This window comes from Pseudomonas sp. SJZ103 (genome assembly GCF_007828335.1).
In the GTDB taxonomy this organism is placed as follows: Bacteria; Pseudomonadota; Gammaproteobacteria; order Pseudomonadales; family Pseudomonadaceae; genus Aquipseudomonas.
Window position 1 is genome coordinate 114,202 of the sequence record NZ_VIUN01000007.1, and the last position, 20,259, is coordinate 134,460.

18 protein-coding genes and 2 pseudogenes are annotated in these 20,259 nt (G+C 54.1%); 13 read left to right on the forward strand and 7 right to left on the reverse strand.

The features are described from left to right. The first annotated feature begins 8 nt into the window (after positions 1-8). Entirely contained in the window at positions 9-1,202 is a 1,194-nt protein-coding gene (locus tag FBY10_RS16955; RefSeq protein ID WP_145337103.1) for an MFS transporter, read from the forward strand. Here the strand turns inward: FBY10_RS16955 and FBY10_RS16960 are convergent. The 5 genes from FBY10_RS16960 to FBY10_RS16985 all read right to left on the reverse strand — a co-directional run bounded on the left by FBY10_RS16960 (position 1,165) and on the right by FBY10_RS16985 (position 5,926). Next, on the reverse strand, positions 1,165-1,437 hold the full coding sequence (locus FBY10_RS16960; protein WP_131699979.1) for a DUF1652 domain-containing protein: 273 nt from the start codon (positions 1,435-1,437) through the stop codon (positions 1,165-1,167). The genes FBY10_RS16955 and FBY10_RS16960 overlap by 38 nt on opposite strands. A 132-nt stretch (positions 1,438-1,569) precedes the next feature. After that, positions 1,570-3,066, reverse strand: coding sequence for a PAS domain S-box protein (locus FBY10_RS16965; RefSeq protein WP_131699978.1), 1,497 nt, complete (start codon positions 3,064-3,066; stop codon positions 1,570-1,572). Positions 3,067-3,358: 292 nt separating this feature from the next. Beyond that, entirely contained in the window at positions 3,359-4,528 is a 1,170-nt protein-coding gene (locus FBY10_RS16975; RefSeq protein WP_178116762.1) for a hypothetical protein, read from the reverse strand. 14 nt (positions 4,529-4,542) lie between these two features. Then, positions 4,543-5,430 carry a nitrilase family protein gene (locus tag FBY10_RS16980; protein ID WP_145337105.1) on the reverse strand — a complete coding sequence of 296 codons (888 nt, stop codon included), beginning with the start codon at positions 5,428-5,430 and terminating at the stop codon, positions 4,543-4,545. Between the two features lie 250 nt (positions 5,431-5,680). Next, positions 5,681-5,926 (reverse strand): DUF6124 family protein, encoded by a 246-nt coding sequence (locus tag FBY10_RS16985; protein ID WP_131699975.1) that lies wholly within the window; start codon positions 5,924-5,926, stop codon positions 5,681-5,683. Positions 5,927-6,323: 397 nt separating this feature from the next. Here FBY10_RS16985 and FBY10_RS16990 point away from each other — a divergent pair. From FBY10_RS16990 to FBY10_RS17020, 7 genes and pseudogenes are all read left to right on the forward strand, one after another. Beyond that, positions 6,324-6,515, forward strand: a pseudogene (locus FBY10_RS16990) (FKBP-type peptidyl-prolyl cis-trans isomerase); the annotation flags it as partial. Positions 6,516-6,575: 60 nt separating this feature from the next. Continuing rightward, positions 6,576-8,276 (forward strand): recombinase family protein, encoded by a 1,701-nt coding sequence (locus FBY10_RS16995; RefSeq protein ID WP_145337106.1) that lies wholly within the window; start codon positions 6,576-6,578, stop codon positions 8,274-8,276. A 672-nt stretch (positions 8,277-8,948) separates the two neighbouring features. Continuing rightward, positions 8,949-9,146: a hypothetical protein gene (locus FBY10_RS17000; protein ID WP_145337107.1), complete on the forward strand. Its 198-nt coding sequence runs from the start codon at positions 8,949-8,951 to the stop codon at positions 9,144-9,146. Next, on the forward strand, positions 9,139-9,615 hold the full coding sequence (locus FBY10_RS17005; RefSeq protein WP_145337108.1) for a hypothetical protein: 477 nt from the start codon (positions 9,139-9,141) through the stop codon (positions 9,613-9,615). The genes FBY10_RS17000 and FBY10_RS17005 overlap by 8 nt, the downstream gene beginning before the upstream one ends. Before the next feature lie 466 nt (positions 9,616-10,081). After that, positions 10,082-10,498: a hypothetical protein gene (locus FBY10_RS17010; RefSeq protein ID WP_145337109.1), complete on the forward strand. Its 417-nt coding sequence runs from the start codon at positions 10,082-10,084 to the stop codon at positions 10,496-10,498. Positions 10,499-10,823: 325 nt separating this feature from the next. Beyond that, the gene (locus FBY10_RS17015) at positions 10,824-11,294 is read left to right on the forward strand and encodes a DUF2846 domain-containing protein (RefSeq protein ID WP_256663504.1); all 471 of its coding nucleotides are present in this window, start codon (positions 10,824-10,826) and stop codon (positions 11,292-11,294) included. 217 nt (positions 11,295-11,511) lie between these two features. Further along, positions 11,512-12,132, forward strand: coding sequence for a recombinase family protein (locus FBY10_RS17020; protein WP_145337110.1), 621 nt, complete (start codon positions 11,512-11,514; stop codon positions 12,130-12,132). A 1,102-nt stretch (positions 12,133-13,234) separates the two neighbouring features. On the opposite strand, the gene FBY10_RS17030 is transcribed toward FBY10_RS17020, so the two are convergent. Together FBY10_RS17030 and FBY10_RS17035 are read right to left on the reverse strand one after the other, a co-directional pair. Then, positions 13,235-14,110, reverse strand: coding sequence for a DUF2971 domain-containing protein (locus tag FBY10_RS17030; RefSeq protein WP_145337112.1), 876 nt, complete (start codon positions 14,108-14,110; stop codon positions 13,235-13,237). A gap of 60 nt (positions 14,111-14,170) precedes the next feature. Then, positions 14,171-14,830 carry a hypothetical protein gene (locus FBY10_RS17035; RefSeq protein ID WP_145337113.1) on the reverse strand — a complete coding sequence of 220 codons (660 nt, stop codon included), beginning with the start codon at positions 14,828-14,830 and terminating at the stop codon, positions 14,171-14,173. A 126-nt stretch (positions 14,831-14,956) separates the two neighbouring features. On the opposite strand from FBY10_RS17035, the pseudogene FBY10_RS17040 reads away from it, so the two are divergent. The 5 genes and pseudogenes from FBY10_RS17040 to FBY10_RS17060 form a co-directional block, all read left to right on the forward strand. Next, positions 14,957-15,124 (forward strand): annotated as a pseudogene (locus tag FBY10_RS17040) (FKBP-type peptidyl-prolyl cis-trans isomerase); the annotation flags it as partial. Between the two features lie 24 nt (positions 15,125-15,148). Further along, positions 15,149-15,586: a T6SS immunity protein Tdi1 domain-containing protein gene (locus FBY10_RS17045; RefSeq protein ID WP_145337114.1), complete on the forward strand. Its 438-nt coding sequence runs from the start codon at positions 15,149-15,151 to the stop codon at positions 15,584-15,586. A gap of 22 nt (positions 15,587-15,608) precedes the next feature. Beyond that, positions 15,609-16,211, forward strand: a complete 603-nt coding sequence (locus tag FBY10_RS17050; protein WP_145337115.1) for a GNAT family N-acetyltransferase — start codon at positions 15,609-15,611, stop codon at positions 16,209-16,211. A 513-nt stretch (positions 16,212-16,724) separates the two neighbouring features. Further along, positions 16,725-19,430: a magnesium-translocating P-type ATPase gene (mgtA, locus tag FBY10_RS17055; RefSeq protein ID WP_145337116.1), complete on the forward strand. Its 2,706-nt coding sequence runs from the start codon at positions 16,725-16,727 to the stop codon at positions 19,428-19,430. A gap of 16 nt (positions 19,431-19,446) precedes the next feature. Beyond that, positions 19,447-20,163, forward strand: coding sequence for an MgtC/SapB family protein (locus FBY10_RS17060; RefSeq protein ID WP_131699973.1), 717 nt, complete (start codon positions 19,447-19,449; stop codon positions 20,161-20,163). Positions 20,164-20,259 lie beyond the last annotated feature (96 nt).

Here is a 20,259-nt window from a genome sequence, read left to right on the forward strand (position 1 = left end):
AGAGCAGGATGCTTGCCACAATAAGAAACTACCCCCGCGCCGTGAACCTGTTGTTGTCCGCCACGTTGCTGCTGACGCTGGCCAAGGCCATTACCTTTCCTTACCTGGTGATCTACCTCACCCGCCACTTTGCCCTCGACATCACCCAGGTTGGGCTGGTGATCGGCAGCTCGTTGATCGTCGGCTCGCTGCTCAGCGTGTATGGCGGTTTTCTGGTCGACCGCATCAACAGTTATCGGTTGTTGCTGGGGTTGAGCGTGCTGTTTGGGCTGGGGTTTATCGGTACGGTGTTGGCGCAGAACATCTGGGCGTTCTACAGCTGTCTGATCCTGATCAACCTGGCCTACGCGGTCATCGATATTGCGGTAAAGGCCGGTTTTGCCAGCTTGCTGCCGGAGGATGCGCGCAGCGAAGTGTTTTCCATCAAGTACACACTGACCAATATCGGCTATGCCGCCGGGCCGTTCTTTGGGGCGATGGTGGCCAAGCTGGACATCAGCCTGCCGTTCATCTTGTCGGCGCTGTTGGGGGCGGGGTTTTTCCTGCTGTACTGGCGTTGGGGCGATCGCACCCTGGCGACCGTCGATGTCACGCAAAAGCCGGTGCCGTTCCTGGCCGTTGGTCGCGTGCTGCTGCGTGACCATCGCCTGGTGTGCTTCACCCTCGGGGGTGTGCTCAGCGCCGTGGTGTTCGGCCAGTTCACCGCCTACCTCTCGCAGTACCTGGTCACCACCACCAGTGCTGAATACACCTACACCGTTATCAGCGCCGTGCTCACCACCAACGCCGTGCTGGTGATCGCCTTGCAGTACGTGATTGGCCGACGTATTTCCCACCGCTACCTCAGCCAATGGCTGATCGCAGGCCTGGGCATGTTCATGTTGGGCTTGGTCGGTTTTGCACTGTCCACCAACGTGCTGTGGTGGGTGCTGGCGATGGCGGTATTTACCGTGGGGGAAATCATCGTGTTCCCGGCCGAATACATGTTTATCGACCGGATCGCCCCGGACCACTTACGCGGCATGTATTACGGGGCGCAGAACCTGTCCAACCTGGGGGCTGCGCTGGGGCCGGTGCTGTGCGGGCTGGTGCTGGCCAGCCTGCCGGCCCACTACATGTTCTACATGTTAGGCGCGTTCATCGTCGCGGGCGGGGTGTTCTATTTCATTGGTTCGTCGTTGAAGGCGCGTCTTCCAGCGTGACGTTGCCCATGTTGTTGCTTTGCAGTTCGTAGCGCAGTTCTTCCACCATCTTTTCCACGTCTTGCGGGGTCTGCAGCCGGTTGGTGCTGATCCCCGTCACCACCAGGTCCACCCGGCCGGTGTCGGCGTCGTAGACCTTGAGGGTCAGCGACGCATCCCGGCACAGGGTGAACTCGCATGTCAGCGGCGCGAGGCCTTCTTCGATGCAATTTCGCAGTTGAGAGAGTGTAAACATGTGGGTTCCTTCAAGGTGTCGTTTTTACGACGGCACAGGTTAAAAGCCCTGTACTCACACCCTGAAGGTTAGGGATTGCGACTGCGCTGGATAAGGCGAATTCGCACTAACTGTACTAGTGCATTTGCACTTTTATCGGCTTTTCTTGACCCGCAATTCACCGGCAAACAGTCCGCGTTCACGAGCCCAGACGATCGCTGCGCTACGGCTATGCACCCCCAGTTTCGAGTACACCGTAGCCACATGGTTACGCACGGTATTGGGCGCCAATTTCAGGCGTGAGGCGATCTCCTTGTCGGCCAGGCCCTCGCAGATCAGACCGAGTACATCACGCTCACGGGCGGTCAGGTCGGTGAAGGCCACGTTCGGCAGGTTGGGGCTGTTGACGCTCTTGGCATTGGCCAGTTTCTCGATCAGGGTCTGGCTGAACCAGGACGCGTCCTGCATCACTTCCTCGATGGCCGCCACCAACTCCAGTTCCGAGCGCTTGCGTTCGGTGATGTTCATCATCACCAGCAGATAGCAGGGCACATCTTGAATGATGACCGTGTCGGCCGAGACCACGCAGTCGATGACCTCGTTGCCTTTCTTGCGCACCCTGAGGTCCTGGCCATCGAGGTTGCCGGCTTTCTCCAGGGTGGCGAACAACTGGGCGGCTGTCTCCTGGCTGTCGATGAAGTTGATGTCTTCGATGGATTTACCGATCAGCTCTTCACTGGTGTACCCGGTCATGGCCATGAATGCTTCGTTGACATCCACCACCTGCCGATTGTCGGCGCTGCACACCAATGTGGGCACCGGCGTCAGGCGAAACGACTTGGCGAAGCGCTCTTCACTCTGGCGCAGGGCGATTTCGGCCTTGCGGCGTGGCTCCAGGTCGGTGAAGGAAAACAGCATGCAGTCTTCTTCGTTCATGTCCAGCGGCTGGCCGGCGACAATCACCAGTTTGCTGCCGCCTCCGGGCAGTTTCAGCTCGGCCTGCATCTGTGGGATGGTCGCGCCTTCACCGAGGCGCTGAACGGCCAGGTCCCTGCGCTCGGCATGCTCCAGCACGTCCAGCTCATACACTGAGCGGCCGATCACCTGGTCACGGTTGTAGCCGGTCATCTCCAGGAAGCCCTGGTTCACTTTGATATAGCGCAGGTCGCTGAGGCGGCAGATCACCGCCGGCGCCGGGTTGGCGTTGAAGGTTTTTTCGAAGCGCTGTTCGGCGCTGGCCCATTCGGTGGCGTCGCTGAGGATCAGCACCAGCAATTCAGGCGTGCCATGGGAGTCGCTGATGACCAGGCTGCGCAGGCGATGCACCCAGGTTTTTTCTTCATCGGAGGTGGGCATGACCTCCACCACCACGTCGCTGAATTCATCGCCTGCCGCCGCGCGGGCGAGGGGGTAATTCTCCAGGGGCAAGGGATGATTATTGCGATAGCGCAGGGCGAAGCGTTCGGCGTATTCCCGGGTATTGCTGCCCAGTGCCGCGACCTCATTCACCCCGTGCATGGTCAGCGCGGCTTCATTGGCCCAGAGGATGGTCTGGTCGACCTCGGCCAGGATTATCCCGTCGGACAGCCCGGAGATGATCTGCTGCAGTTGGCGGCGGTTGGTTTCTTTGGCAAGGACATCCTGGGTCATGATTTCTCCGGGTTTTAGGCGCATGGAAGTACGACAGCCCGGTGTCAGGATAGTGCGGAGCAATTGGCCGGCATGGGGTGCGAATGCATCAGATGGCGTAGTGCATTTGTGCGAGGACGAGGAGCTGAAGCCACAGGCCGAGCAGAGATCCCGTGAGGTGACGCCCAAGCAGCTGTCGCGTGCGGCGTTGAGTTTCTTTGTGGGTCGAGTGGCGCTGACGATGCGTCGGGTAACGTTGGCTTGATCGGTTGATGTGTTCAAAGGTGGTTAGGGGGGGCCCTAACCACACCTTTCAAGTTGCCAGCCAACCTATGATCGGCACAATCATCAACGTACTCAAGGCCATTGAAACTACATTGCCAATGTATGGATGAAAATGGGCAGGCAGTCTCGCTGCAATTGCACAGGCCAACGGCGGTGCGACCAGTGCGCCCAGCAATGCACTTGAAGTCACCACCATCCAACTGCCACCGTGGGTCAACACCGCTGCCGGTACCACAGATACCAACGGTACATAGGTGGGATACCAACCCCGCTTTATCCATTGATGGCGCCAGATCACTACGCCAAAAGCCGACGTCAGTGCCTGCGCTCCTACCATGTGCAAAAGCAGGCCGGAGCCATAAGCCGGGCTCATGGGGTTGAGGGCATAGGCAAGTAACACGCCTGCCAACAGTCCGAGACTGGCCAACTCATTTCCAAAAAAGGGGGCTTCGGAAAAGTCCGCCAGCACTCGGCGCAGGCTCCAGAACACTCCGTAACTGGGCGGGGTAACAGGTATCGGTCGGTCTGGAGCGATAGCGTCCGAACGCACCAGCGAGGGCACCCGACGACACAGTGCAAATGCGATGACGCTTCCGATAGCCATGCCCAGCACATTACCGACCACGGCTGGTAAACCCAGTGGCACACACACCAGATTGACGATCAACAAGCACAATGGAGTAACCAGCAATGCTCCCAGCACTGCACCATTGAGGGCGACCTTCCAACCGCTGCCAAACATGAGCACTATCGCTGCTGGCAATGAAACAAACGCCGCAAACGTAGGCTGCCAGGTTTCGGCGGTAACGCTCCAACCCCACAGCAGGTTGCTCAGCAACAGCCCGATCAACGAACTGGTCACCACCCAAGGCCATAATCCGGTGCCATAGCAAATGGAAAAGCCCTGCCAGGCTTTGCCGCGCTTGCTCGCCCACCAAGCCAGATAGGCACCACTCAATAGGCCCAGTGACGCGAGTTCATGCTTGTAGAAGGCAACTTCGCTGATATCTCCCACTACCCACCGCAACCAGGCGGCGGGGTGGGGTAGGGCCGTCACCATCTCACTGTATCCTGGCCACGAACCCCGATGACTGGCTACAACCCATACCGCGAGCAAGGTTGCGACCAGTCCCAGTGCAACCACTGTGATATCCACCCGTGAGCAGATCGGTGGTTTCTTGGTAAATAACCTTTCCATAATGTGCCCTCCTCTCAGCGAGGCAGGGCAGGGTGTTGGGAATACCCGAGCATCTGATCATAAAGATCATTGCGACGGTCCCGCTGCAGATCATTGAGGCTGTTCCAGATGGGCGCGCTGCGGGCGCTGGTGATGTCAATGTCGGCGAACAGGATCTCCTGGCGATTGGCCGAAGCGACGGCACCGATTGGCCAGCCATTTGTCCCCGCAATTAGGGAGCAGCCTAGATAGCGGGCGTCTCGCTCTTCACCAATGCGGCTCGCGGCCGCGATAAATACGTTGTTCACATGTGCAGCTGTCATCGTCAGGTACGACGCCATGCACTTTCCTGCCTCATCGAACAACGGTGGGGGTGTCCACACCCAATTGTTCAAGCTGCAAATGATATCGGCGCCTTGCTGGCTCAAAATGCGCGGCACCTCCGGGAACCAGATGTCCCAGCAGATCAGCAGGCCGATACGACCGATCGGCGTTTCAAACACTGGAAAGCCAGTATCCCCGGGCGTGAACCAAAGCTTTTCCAAGTTCCATAAATGGGCTTTGCGGTATTTGCCTATGAACCCGTTGGGCCCCAGCAACACGGCTGTGTTGAACAGCTGCATACCGTCGATTTCGCTAAGGCCAGCCACCAGATACACCTGGTGCTTGCAGGCAAAATCGATCCATTCCCGCACACTCGGTCCGCTCGGCACCGCCTCTGCATGATCAAACGCGTCCTGGCGGCTGCTGAAGAAATAGCCGCAGTTGGAAAGCTCCGGCAGCACGATCAGATTGGCGCCGCCGTTTACTGCTTCAGTCGCCAGTAGAAGACTTTGACGCAGGTTGTCGCTTCGGTTGGCTATACCGACCTGGGGGTTGAACTGAATGACGGCGACGCGGGCAGGGCTTGTTGGTTCGTTCATGGGGGTGACCTCTTATTGTTATGCAACCAGGGTTGGTTGGATGTTTATAAGAGGTGACGAGATGTTCGAAGAGAAGTCGGACGGTTCCTGCTGCGTTGTAGTTAAGTTCTCTAACGCTGCGTTAGCTGTTTGTGCTGAAACACCATGCCGAGCAGTGGGGCCCTTAGGTTAGAGAGGTCGTTGCTAAGCAATGGGCTGCTGCGCAGCCCAGCGGGAGCAAGCTCCCTCGCCACAGAGACCCACTGTGCTTTTAGCGTGGCTGCACACACTCCAGTGACCGGTCAACCATCACACTGGCCATGTCCACCAGGTGCATGACCGACAGCACCAGCGTGCGTGAAGGGCCGTCCAGTTGATCCCCCGCCGTCTGTGCGGCAACGGCGGCGCAACGTAGCACACTGCTGGCGTGGGCCAGGGCGTCTTCGAAGCTGAGGTCTGGGGTGGTGGTGAAGAATTGCAGTGCTGGGGCGGGTGGGGCGGGGACGAGTTTGTCCATGGGTTCAACTCCTAATCTAAATTGGAATGTCACCACCATCGCTACCAAACGATGTTTAGGGTGGTGACCGTACGCAGATTGGTAGACCGGTGATTAGGACCCGGTGCACCCGAAGGTGCCCTGCGCACGGCCACCATAACGCAGGGCCGAAAAAAAGCGCCTTGCAGAAGGGGGCGCTTAGCGCCTAATCACTCGTGGTCTACCAAACCCCGAGTCACTGAATTGGCAGTGACCGCCGAAGACTAGCCACGTGATTTGAGCGGCGCAAGCGCTTGGGATTCTCTCGGAAACGTCCTGCAAGTTAAAGGGAAATGTCACGGCTGCGACTGTTCCTACACTTGCCAAACACCACCGATTCTGGGAAAACCCCAGCCTTTACGCCTTCAGCGAGAACCCCATGAGCCCCGACGAACTCCAGATCACCGACACCCGCCCAGGCACCGGCAAAGCCGTGGTCAAGGGCGCACTGATCACCACCCAATACACCGGCACCTTGGAAGACGGTACGGTCTTCGATTCGTCCTGGGAGCGGGGCAAGCCATTCCAGTGTGTGATCGGCACCGGGCGGGTGATCAAGGGCTGGGACCAGCTGCGTGCTAAGTGACACTGTGATGTATGCTGCCCTTTTGAGCAGCAGGAAGCAGTCGGTATGCGGTCAGCTATTCCCTACATTCGCTTTAGCAGTGCCCGTCAGACCACAGGTAGCAGTGCCGAACGTCAGCAGCAGATGGTCACTCAGTGGCTCACAAAGCATCCTGAGTACACCCTGTCCGATCTCACCTACAAAGACTTTGGCAAATCTGGCTACCACGGTGAACACGTAAAGGACGGTGGTGGCTTTGCCAAGCTATTGGCAGCCGTCGAAGCTGGTGATATCAAAGCTGGTGATGTTGTGTTGGTAGAAGCCATTGACCGTACAGGCAGGCTTCACCCGCTGGACATGTTGAACAAGGTGATAACACCAATTCTTGCTGCCGGTGTATCCATCATCACCCTTGATGACAAGGTGACGTATACCCATGAATCAGCAGCAAGCGGTCACTTGTTCTTGCTTGTAGCCAAGATACAAGCAGCGTATGGCTACTCAAAACAGCTGAGTGAGCGTACAAAGGCCAGTTATGCGATACGCCTTGAACAAGCAAAAGAGGGAAATAAGGTAAAGCGGAATACGCCTGTCTGGCTTCACAGTGATGGCAGGTTGAATGATGATGTTACACCCTACATCAAGCAAGCATTCGAACTGTATGTGTCTGGTGTTGGCAAGACGGCGATTGCTAATCGTCTGAGAGCTAGCGGTGTACCAGAGTTGGTAAAATGTTCTGGACCAACTGTAGAAGCATGGTTAAGGAATCAAGCGGCGATTGGTAATTGGGAGTATGGTAAGGATGATCCAGACAAGCCCTCTCAGATCATTTTTGGTGTGTACCCACCAGTAATTTCCAATGAATTGTTCCTGCAAGCACAACACAGAAAGAGCGCCGTAGCAACAAAGCCCAGAGAACGAACCTCAAAGAATTTTCTTGTTGGTATTGTGAAGTGCGGTGTGTGTGGTGCAAACCTAATTATTCATAATAAAGATGGTAAACCTAACAATATGAGGTGTCTTACACACCATCGTCTTAAAGATGCTGGTTGTACGAACAAAGAAACAATACCTTATCAGGTTGTTCACTTTATTTATTTGCAGACTGCACCCTCGTGGGTTGATCGAGCAATGAAGATTGTTCAACTCAGCGAGAACGATAAACGAAAACTTCACCTTGCAGGTGAACGTGAGGAATTGACAAAATCAATCGAAAGATTGGTAAAGTTGTCAGCAGTGGGGGATTCAGTGGAGTTGGAAGCTCAGTATAAACTTGCAATTGGTCGCCGCACGGAAATTGACAACGAGTTAGAAATACTAAGCCGTAAAGCAGGCGGTGTTGTTGTTGAATCAAATCCAAACTCAATCTTTTTTGGTTATGACGCAAAGGTGGAACACGACAGACTTGTTATTCATGATCCTGTACAACTTTCCGCATTGCTAAAACAAGCTGGGTATTCAATTACATTGCAACCGGGACGTAAGTTGTACCTTGCTGATTCAGAAACACCATGGGTTTACACCGGTGTTGCTCGCAAAGGTAATGCGACGTTAGGTTTTCGGATTCAGCATGGTGATTATGAATTCACTATATCCAACATCATCCCTGAAGTGGTTGATGCAAATGTTTATGACAGCGACCCGATTGGGGAGTTAAAGCATTTAGCTGAACGATCATACAAACATGTTAAACCAATTAAGTCACTCAAGACCGGATTGAGCATTAAGATAATGATCGTTGATGAACATGGTAACGAGGTTTTTTAGTTTGAAATAGTGTTCAAAACATCCGTCACGGTATTGACAATTACTCTTATTTGTGAGAGAATGTTTATATTGGAGATAGCAGATTAGCCGGTCTCTTTCCAGTTGTTTTAGCCAGCAACTGCGGTTCCCTCTAATACAACCCTTGCCCATTCCTTCAAGGGTTGTATTGTGGTCTGATCCTCCAACAAATCTCCCAACTTAAACCCATATCCCTAACCGGTATGGGTTTATTTTTATCTGTACTAAACAGTATCAAACACTTCCTAATTAAAAAAAAGGTAGCATATTATGCGTACTACTCATTGTCGTGCCTGCAATAAAGAATTAACCAACCGTAGGCCACAGACAACAACTTGTAATTCTACATGCCGGTCCCAAATTTGGCGTCGATCACGAATCGCATTGACCCCACTATCGATTACGTTCAACATTACCAATCATGCACTTGTTACAAAGGCTGCATTTGCTGCTGGCAAGTCAATTAATCAATACGTGCATGATCGTGCCGTGCAAAGCGAGCGCGTCTAATGCGAATATTCTTAAATGAACAAGCCGAGCGTCAACTTCAACTAATCATGTTGCATACTGGCTATACGAATCCAGTACATTGTGTGCAGACAATGATAACCCAAGTGAGTAACAAGTTACATCGAGCTAGGAAGTTGAAAGCAAATGAGTGACCTGGATTACTTCGCTCGTGGAATTATGCGGGCATCTGCACGACGTAAAGAGCAACAACCAAAACAGAGTGTAACAACCACCCCTGTCAGTACCACCATTAAACAATCAAGTGACGAACAATACCAAGCCGCCATCATTCAGTTGATGGTCAATCACATTCGACAAAAGAAGGAAAAACAAAATGACTGATAAAATTACCATCGAGGGCGTACCACCACAGTTTGACGAGAAACTTTTGAAGGAGCTGCAAGCAGCACGACATATTGTTTATGAACAGACTGATGAATCCACTGCGTTCGTACGGGGAGAAATACCAGTTCAATTCTTGACCAGTGTAATTGATCATCATGATAAGGGTTACACGCTAAATCTGAGGTATCCGGTCTCTTTTGGTCATGGCAGCTATTGGTGTCGTATGGATAAGCCTGACTCCATTAAAGTTGACGAATGCCAAGCGCTTGATTCTCAAGTGAAGCAAGAGTACATCGCCGACTTGGAGCGTGAACATCAGAAATACAAAGACCTACTAACTGCACAGTTGCTTCAAGCTGCACAGTTGAAAGAGAAAAAGAAAATCGAAGATGCCCACAAGAAACGAATGACTGACATCGAAAAGGAAGTGAATGACACGTTCGGTGAACTGGTAGTTCCAGACTAATCCGGCAACGCCCGCTGTAAGCTCCTACAGTCACTCCTGAGCACCTCACAATGGAAAGTAATACCGCTACGGCTCCGGCAGTGTAACAACACTGTACGGGGCTTTTGCGTGCCGTGCTGAAAAAGCACAAAGGTATTGCGTGCTAACTTAAAACAACTGGTGGTCATTCTTGAGAGTCGAAGACGGAAAACTACCTGAAAAGCAGTGGAAGTTACCGCATTATCGATGCTAAAATCTACCGCACTACTATGACAATTTATTCGGGGCGAGGATGTGTTTTTTTGCGATCAGCCCGCTGTGCTGGTTGGTTTTGACTGGTGCACAAGCCGCGTCAGCATGGTTGAGGTATAGGAAAGAGAGAATTAGAGCTTCTGCTGTGTCTTGAGTGGTATGTCTTTAGGTATTTTTAGTAGAGAGAGGATGGATTGTGTCAGAGACCAGTGATGACAAGAGTAAGAGGAGGTACTTGAAGGTACTAAAAGAGAATCAGTGGAACTACCAGTACTCGGTTTTCTACGATGATCCGAAACAGAGCGTATGCCTGTTAGACGATATGGTGACATTCAAGCATCGCCTGAGGCGTCAATACAAAGATCAGCCGTTCCTATTTCGTATTCAGACCCATACGCATAAAGACGAGAAGGTGCTTCAGGCATTCTTAACCTTGCTCACGACTGAGAAACTAGACGATCTGGAAGGGTTTGCTGGCAAGGTATTTCCATCACCTGTGAACGCACCATCTAGACGGCTCACAGGTGAAAAGTTGGCGACCATGGCTAGAAGCATTGAGCGCCAGCGACCCCACGACCTGTCTAAGTTATTTGGTAAGTCTGGTCAAAATCGGTGGGGCATCCTGAACAAGCCATTGCTGGTGCCTGCGTGATGATGTCAGCAGGACTTGTATCAGGGATGAATCAGGGGACGGTAGGAAGGTTGCAGCACCTCACTACTCATACCAACTCGGCTACAACACTGATTTTTACTGGCCTCCAGCTTTTCCCCTGTTAAGCACGGTTGCGTTTCCCCCTGATTACATCGTGCAAGCTGGCGATTCAGTTGAAAGCGGGAAGAAAGCGGACCACTTCAACCTGTACACGTCACTCAGCAGGCAATCTGCTCATTAATCAGTTTGTTATCGGAGCCAGTCATCACGGGTATGGCATAATGCTATCTAGGCGGCTTGGAGTCGTCTGATCCCTGATAGAGCCATGACCGATAAAGGACTTGCGATGAACTGCCGCATTAAGATGTTTGGAGCCGCTATAGGCTTTGCTTTCCTCACCGGCTGCGCATCCGTGCCAATGGGCGCCCCTGATGCAGATGCCAAATTAAAGACCTTCTCGCCGCCCCCACAGGACCAAGCCGGACTTTACATCTACCGGGATAGCTTCGCAGGGCAGGGCTTAAAGAAGACTGTGACAGTGGATGGCAAGGCCATTGGTGAGACAGCTAATCGTGTTTACTTCTACCGACTAGTAAATGCTGGCAACCATACGATTGGTACAGAGTCGGAGTTCAGCGACAACGTGATTAACTTGGTCGCGGTAGGTGGCAAAAATTACTATATCCGGCAGTCAATAAGGATGGGTGTGTTTGTAGGTGGCGCCAGTCTTGCGGTCGTGCCTGAGGCTGTAGGTCAAGCACACCTGCAAAAATGCGAGCTAGCAGCGTCGCAGTAAAGCCACCAGACAATCCTGTGAGCTCAGCAAATGTGCCCACAGGATGCCTCCCCTCTGATTCACAGCCTGTATAGCTAGCATGCGTTGCTATCATTTGACTCTACTTGTTTGATAGCTGGATGGAGCTGCGATAGCTGCTATCAAATATCTATTGATAATAGCTAACTGATCGTATTATCATTGATCTATCAAGTCACTAGGCAAAGGATAGAAGGCGATGAACACCCACCTGTATCTGAGAGCATCAACCAAGGACCAAGATGCAAACCGTGCCCGTATCGCACTGGAAGCATTCGCTGGTGAAAAGGGTTTGAACGTTGTTGACGTGTACAGCGAGAACATCTCAGGAACGAAGCTCAACCGTCCTGAGTTAATGCGCCTACTCGACACTGCTGAAGGTGGTGATGTGCTACTGGTGGAGTCTGTAGACCGTCTTAGCCGTCTGTCACAAGCTGACTGGAAGTCGCTGAAGGCCAGTATCGAAGCGAAGGGATTGAAACTGGTAATTGCGGATCTTCCCACCAGTCACATGTTGGTTGAAGATAAGGGTATCACCGGTCAAATTATGGAAGTCATCAACGGGATGTTGATTGAACTCATGTCCACCATGGCACGTCTTGATCAAGACAAACGTGTTGAACGCATCAACCAAGGACTTGCGAACAAACGCGCTACTGATCCGGAGTGGAAACCAGCAGGGAAAGGGCGGAATGCAGCGTTGTGGAGCAAGGTTACGACGCTGATGGCCAAGCATCCTACAATGTCTGCTGACCAGATTGCCAAGCTGGCTGATTGTGGTGTTGCAACGGTGTACAGGATCAAGCGTGAACTTGTCTAAGCCTCGCAGGAGGCTGATAACTTCTGAAAGATTGCGCTGGTGTTGAAATCAATACAATGCGCCCGTAAGCGACATTACAAGAGCTCGCAGCCGCTCTCCAACCATCGACACCAATCAGGATTTGACGATTCTTTAGGCCGTCCGCGCTAATCAGGCGCACCCCCATCAAACCCTGCCGACCTGTATCCAAGCCCCCCGGATTTGACCGTCTGAAAGTACGGATTCGACTCGAAATCTCGATTGCGAAATACGGGGTAGGTGACGCATCATCTCAGCAATGATAGGTATGGCACTTACTACGTCACACTCACCCAATGCGAGGGATTGCGAATGCTCCATATGTTTTTGCCATTTGATCAGCACTTTGACTCAGGGTTTGGAGCTGTCGCGGACTCTTTTAGATATTCTGCCGACGCACTCACTGATCACCCACACGGCTCTGGCCTGAATTCACATCTCCCTATTAGCTTTCTCTACAGGCACGCTATCGAGCTGTATTTGAAGTCAGGAATTATCCTTCTCCATCGAAAATTCTCGATCCCATACGGAGATATCCCACCAGATGGCGAGCCAAGTGTATTGGTAAAACAAAAACGACAACCTTTGCACAGAGTCCATAGTCTTAATCCCCTCTATGAAGAGGTTTGCTCTCTTCTTGCCGCATTAGCTGAGCCGCTCTCGCACGTTCCTAGGACGGCACCTGAGGATTGGGTCCTACCTAAAGAGTTAGACGCGTGGATAGCGTCAATTGAGGCCACAGACGCGTCTAGTACGTTCTTTCGATACCCTGTTACAAAAGACGCGGAACGAGATAGTCAAAAATCCACGATTCGACGTGATGAGGTCGAATCCATGGTAGAGCGAATGCACGGTGACGGTCCTTCGGTAAAGGCCATGCTGATGGTCAATGATGATGGAGAGGTAGTCGAGGCGTATTCCCACGACGACACTGCAAATAAGGACGTAATCGCCATCCTTAGAAAGTCAGCAGATACTCTCCACGATATGCACGCAATGATGTCCTATACGCTGGTTGGCGGTAGGTGACGTCACGCGAGGTGAGAGGTAGGGCTTGTCCCTGCCGTCATGCCTCTCCCTCGTATTATTTTATATCGGTCACTGGAACCGTCTTGAACATCATGCTTTGTGCAGATGCAGTGATTTCACCGTGGTGGAATGTCCATTGAGCTAGCTCTACATGGGGGTAGTTCAGATGAAGCTCCTGCATTATCGGTCCCCATTGAGCACCATCGGTTCGCATAAAGTGGACGCGCTTAAGAACCGACTTGAGTAATGGGCGAGCACCTGCCTTACCCGAAAGTAACCTTATCTCCCTCTCATGTGCCCAATCTGTGTGTTTGATCGACGTTACTCGTGCAGTGGAAAGAATACCCATCCTACGGCGAAACTGCTCTTCAAGTGAGAGTTCGTAAAGTTCTTGAAGGCTCAAGCTAGGGTTCTTTTCCGCTAGGTCAAGAAAGACCGTACGCCAATCTTCTGCACGATTGTGCTGGCGAGCGACTCTGCTGTACGTAACGTCTACCGGCAACAATTGGCTCTCTTGCACAATTGAGGCTGACCACTCCAATTCAAAGCAAACGCCTTGGCAGTTTTCAGCGTAATACGCCCACATAGCCTGATCGTTAGGGCGGCGTGCGGCTGAAAAGATACCTATGTTGTCGCAAGACTGCCTGAATCGTTCGTTTTCCTCGGTGTTTATCGCAATAAAATCAGGAGGGCACGGATAACCGGGTGATAGGCGAGGGCCACCACGGTTCTGACTTACTTCCGAGATCGTGTCGAGATAGATTTTACTGAATGCTTCGGGTTGCGCGTGATCAAACTTGGTTTCAAGTATGTCGTTCAGTTCCACCGGCTTTGCGAAGTAAAGCGTCCCATCTACAAGGCACCTGAGGGCGCTCACGCCGCTGCGGTATTTGAAACAGGTCAGTGTCTGCTTAGGATCATCTTTAGCCATACTGGTATACCTTAGGCAATTTGATGTATTGAGATTAGCCACATTGGCGAGCTTTTCTTTCTAGGAAAATTTCTTGTAGAAGAAGGCGGCAAGTGCAGCAAAGGCCAATAGGTATGGTGCCACGAGATCCAGAGTTTCCCTTTGTGCCATCCAAGCACTCGCTCTGTACCTCAGTTCAATCCAGAGAAGAAGCAGAAAGTCTTTGCGTTTCCAATTGCTGTCGTACTTGTTGAGGTTTATATATCTCTTGAAGTAAATAATCCCGTGCTCCGGATCTTCTTCTTTTGTTGGATAGACAATAACTCTTTTTAATAAGCCTATTCTCCTGTACTCCGGCTCTACTAGCCCCGGCTCATCACCACCCCAAACGTCCACGGCCTTTTCCACTAAGCCCTTAACCTCCTCTTTTTGCTGGTCATAGTAATATACTGTGGGGTCGTTGATAAGTTTCTTAGACCATATATTGAAAAGCTCATTGCGGTAAATTTCCGAGTATGCATAGTAGCGTACAATGCTATAAATAATACCTGCAATCAAAAGCCATTGTAAGTTTTCATGATTTGTAAACTCAATTTTAAAGATTAGACTGCTGGCCTCTTTGATGTTTGCACCGCTAACTACAATTGCAAGGAGTAGCAAGGAAAGTAAGAACAAATTTCTTCTTTTACTCTTCAGTCCGTCATCAGCATCTATTGCTTTCCTAAAGTCTTCTGTATTCATAGCATCCGTTCTGACTCGTTGCGATTCGTGGGTGGTGTACATTGGGCATAACGCCATCAGTATCTCACACCTGGGCAGCATGAGTTGGCTGCTGAGCCTACTAAGTATTGGTAGTGCAATATACGAAAAGGCTGTGACCAGGGTTTGATGGGCATGCAGGTCGGCGGGGTGCGCAGGTTGTTTGTGCCGGCGCACCTGGCCTATGGCGAACGGTCTATGGGCGCGCATATCAAGCCCAACAGCAATCTGCGCTTTGAGATTGAGTTGTTGGAAGTGCTGACGCGGGATGATTGAGTCGTTTCGACGCAAGGAGGCTGCATGAACATACTTCACGCAATACGCGACAGCTGGGGTTGGGCGGGCATTGACCCTGTTGAGGTCGTAGGCGCTACGGCGTTTGGCAATTTGATGGTCGAGGACGAACAGGGTCGCTACTGGCGAGTGTGCCCCGAGGCACTTTCCTGCGAAGTGATCGCCCAGACCCGTGAAGCCTTGGAGGAGGTCTCCAGGGATCAGGCCTTTCTGCACGACTGGTACCTGCAATCGATGGTGGATCAGGCCGAGGAGATGCTGGGGCCGTTAGCGCAGGGCAAGGTTTACCATTTCGTTATTTCGCCGGTGTTGGGCGGCGAGTACGCCATCGACAATGTGCGTCAACTTGATCATATCGAGCAGCTTCGGTTCTGCGGTGATCTGGCACGTGAGATCAAGGATTTGCCCGACGGCGCGCAAGTGAAACTCAAGATTGTGGATTAGTCGCTTGTAAGGACAGCCCCTCATGGATGTGGATTGCATGACTCAACTTCCTCTGAACACCTTCCCCGATATTCGAGTCGTGGCGCTTACCCTGGCTGACGAAGTTGAGCTACAGCAGTTTTTTGAGCACGCGCCGGATTACTTCATCGCGGTCAACGGCGAGCCTGCCACGCTGACCGAAGCGTGCGACGAATTGCAGGTGCAATTGCCGGCGGGGTGGGCGTGCAGTCGGATGCACTGGCTGGGTTATCGCGGTACGGACGAGACGCTGGTCGCCGTGGTGAATATCGCGGCGGATCTGCTGGCTGATGGGGTGTGGCATATCGGTTTGCTGCTGGTCGATTCGCGCTGGCATGGCACCGGGCTTGCCCAGCAGCTGCATTCAGACCTTGAACGTTGGGCGTTGGAAAATGGCGCCCAGTGGCTGCGGCTGTCGGTGGTGGTCGGCAATACCAAAGCCGAACGCTTCTGGCCCAAGCTTGGGTATGTATCCGTGCGCACGCGGGACGGGATCACGATGGGGCGGCAGGTGAACAGGGTGTCGATTCAGGTTAAGGCGTTGGCGGGTGGACAGGTTAAGGATTACCTGGCGTTGGTTGAGCGGGATCGACCCTGTACACCGTAAGTGTGGGAGGCCCCGCTCGCCACAGGAATGCGCTCGACTGAAATGGCTTACCCTCCTTTGATCTTCGCCAGGTTCAGGATGACCGCTTCCTGAACCCTCCCTGAAGAATCTTCTTATTCACCATATGGAAACTTTCCTACGGTTTACTCTCCTTAAATCGGGGCGTAAGCTTCGCGCGTTTTCATCAATAGCGGAGACCCTCAGTGGGTACTTGTTCGAGTGACAGTTGTCGGCCGGTCTCGGTAACCGGCACATACTTGGCAAGATAACGCGCATTTTTTCGATGCCGTTGTCTCGCCACCTAGCGAGAAGCGGCATCCCGGCAGCGGCCAGTCCTGGCTGTTGTCCGATCCCTCTCATCGACGCTGACCAGCACCCGGTTAACCTCGGGATGCTACGGACGCGCCTGCCTTTTACGGCGGGCGGGCCGAGCTGACTTTGCCTATGAAACGGGCGCGGTGGGACAGGCAGTACCTGCACGACGGTTTTTTCCTCGCGCAGGAGTAACACACCATGAACCTCACTCTGTTGAAAGAGTTCTTCGCCGGCTTCTTGCGGACCCGGCATATCGCCCGGCATTTCCGTCGCCTGGCGATGCTCGAAACCGTGACCGATGCCAGCGTCAGCCGCGAAGTGCCGCCCACTCTGGCGCAAACCCTGGTGGTCGCGGCCAATAGCAGTGCCGTGCAATTGCTCGGCACGTTGGGCAGCCATACCGAGGGTTTGAACAGCCTGGAAGCCGACGCCCTGCGCGTGCAATACGGCCTCAATGAAGTCGAGCACGAGCAGCCGCTGCCGTGGTGGGTGCACCTGTGGCACTGCTATAAAAATCCGTTCAACCTGCTGCTGACCTTGCTGGCGGTGATTTCCTGGCTGACCGAAGACATGAAAGCCGCCACGGTGATTTTCTCCATGGTGGTGCTCTCGACCCTGCTGCGCTTCTGGCAGGAGGCCAAGTCCAACAAGGCCGCCGATGCCTTGAAAGCCATGGTGAGCAACACCGCCACGGTACTGCGCCGGGATGATGCCAAGCGCGTCGAATTGCCGATCAAACAGCTGGTGCCAGGTGACCTGATCGTGCTCTCGGCCGGTGACATGATCCCCGCCGACTGCCGCGTGCTCAATGCCAAGGACCTGTTCGTCAGCCAGGCGGCGATGACCGGTGAGTCGATGCCGGTGGAGAAGTTCGCGCTGCAGCAGGACGCCAGCACCCGCAACCCGCTGGACCTGGAGAACATCCTGTTCATGGGCACGAACGTGGTGTCCGGCGCCGCGACGGCGGTGATTTTGACCACCGGTAACAGCACCTATTTCGGTGCGCTGGCCCAACGTGTGACTGCCACCGACCGTGCAACCACCTCGTTCCAGCAGGGCGTCAACAAGGTCAGCTGGCTGCTGATCCGCTTTATGTTCGTGATGGCGCCGCTGGTGTTGTTCATCAACGGTTTCACCAAGGGCGACTGGACCGAAGCGCTGCTGTTCGCGCTGTCGATTGCCGTGGGCCTGACCCCGGAAATGCTGCCGATGATTGTCACATCCACGCTGGCCAAGGGCGCGGTATTCCTGTCGCGCAAGAAGGTTATCGTCAAGCGCCTGGATGCGATCCAGAACTTTGGCGCGATGGATGTGCTGTGCACCGACAAGACCGGCACCCTGACCCAGGACCGGATTTTCCTGGCGCGTCACGTGGACGTGTGGGGCGAAGAGTCTGACGATGTGCTGGAGATGGCTTACCTCAACAGCTACTACCAGACCGGCCTGAAAAACCTGCTGGATGTGGCGGTGCTGGAGCATGTGGAGGTGCATCGCGAGCTGAAGGTCGGCACCGCGTTCCAGAAGATCGATGAGATCCCGTTCGACTTCAACCGCCGTCGCATGTCGGTGGTGGTGGCGGAGCAGGGCCAACCGCATTTGCTGATCTGCAAAGGCGCGGTGGAGGAGATCCTCTCGGTGTGCAACAGCGTGCGCCATGGCGAGGTCAACGAAGCGCTGACCGACGACTTGCTGGCGCGCATTCGCCAGGTCACTGCCGCGTTCAACGAAGAAGGCCTGCGGGTGGTGGCGGTGGCCGCGCAACCCATGATGCCGGGGCGCGATACCTACAGCCTGGCGGATGAAAACAACCTCACGCTGATCGGTTACGTCGCCTTCCTCGATCCACCCAAGGAAAGCACCGCGCCCGCTCTCAAGGCGCTGAAAGCCCATGGTGTGGCGGTCAAGGTGCTGACCGGCGACAACGAGCTGGTCACCGCCAAAATCTGCCGCGAAGTGGGCCTGGAGCAACAGGGCCTGTTGATGGGCAACGACATCGAGGACATGACCGACGCCGAGCTGGCCAAGGCCGTGGAAACCACCAATGTGTTCGCCCGCCTGACGCCAAGCCACAAGGAGCGCATCGTGCGTCTGCTCAAGGCCAACGGGCATGTGGTGGGCTTTATGGGCGACGGCATCAATGACGCGCCGGCGCTGCGTACGGCCGACATTGGTATCTCGGTGGACAGCGCGGTGGACATCGCCAAGGAAGCCGCCGATATCATCCTGTTGGAAAAGAGCCTGATGATCCTGGAGGAGGGCGTGCTGGAGGGCCGGCGCACCTTCGCCAATATGCTCAAGTACATCAAGATGACGGCCAGCTCCAACTTCGGCAACGTGTTCTCGGTGTTGGTGGCCAGTGCGTTTATCCCGTTCCTGCCAATGCTGCCGATGCACCTGCTGGTGCAAAATCTGCTGTATGACATTTCGCAGATCGCGATCCCGTTCGATAACGTCGACGAGGACATGCTCGCCAAACCACAACGCTGGCAGCCGGGGGACGTGGGGCGGTTCATGCTGTTTTTCGGGCCGATCAGTTCGATCTTCGACATCACCACGTTCGCACTCATGTGGTACGTCTTCGATGCCAATACGCCTGACCACCAGACCCTGTTCCAGTCCGGCTGGTTCGTGGTGGGCCTGCTGACCCAGACGTTGATCGTACACATGATCCGCACCCCGAAAATCCCCTTCCTGCAAAGTCGCGCGGCGATGCCGTTGATGGTGATGACCGGCGTGATCATGGCCGTGGGGATCTTCCTGCCGATGGGGCCGCTGGCGCATTACTTCAAATTGCAGGCGCTGCCGTCGCTGTACTTTGTGTTCCTGCCGGTGATCCTGCTGGCGTACATGGCGCTGACCCAGGCGGTGAAGGGCTACTACATCCGTAAATTTGGCTGGCAATGAACAGGGACGGTTTCCCATGCAAGCAATTAACAACATCAACCTCAACGCCCTGATCGACACCCTGGTCAGCCTTACCGCCGCGTTTATCCTCGGTGGCCTGATCGGCTTCGAACGCCAGTACCGCCAACGCACGGCGGGCCTGCGCACCAACGTACTGGTGGCGGTGGGGGCGGCGATTTTTGTCGACATGGCCAACCGCCTCGGCGGTGCGGAAGGCGCGGTGCGGGTGGTGGCGTATGTGGTGTCGGGCATCGGCTTTCTGGGGGCCGGTGTGATCATGCGCGAGGAAGGCAATGTGCGCGGTCTCAACACCGCCGCCACGCTCTGGGCGTCGGCGGCGGTGGGGGCATGCGCGGGGGCCGACCTGGTCCTCGAAGCGTTGCTGGGCACGCTGTTTGTGCTGGCGGCCAATACGCTGCTGCGGCCCATCGTCAATAACATCAACCGCCAACCGCTGGATGTGGTGTCGGCGGAGGTCACCAACATCCTCTATGTGATTGCCCGGCGTACCCAGCAAACCGCGGTATTGGCGTTGCTGGAAGCTGAACTGGCGCGCTGTAACTACCCGGCCAGCGATGTCGATGTACGACCGTTCGGCGCCGAGGAGGTTGAAATCGAAGCCACCCTGGCAGTGACCTCGGTAGATGGTGACGAGTTGGACGCCCTGGTGGCGCGAATTTCCAGGTCGACCCTGGTGGTACAGGCCTTCTGGAGCCCCAGCACCACCGAGTAGCTCCTGGAGGACTCTGAGGAAAGGTCCTACATTTAGTCGAGATTATCCCTTCATTGGAAAAAGCACGCGGTTGCTAAGGTTGCGCGCTTGCGCCTG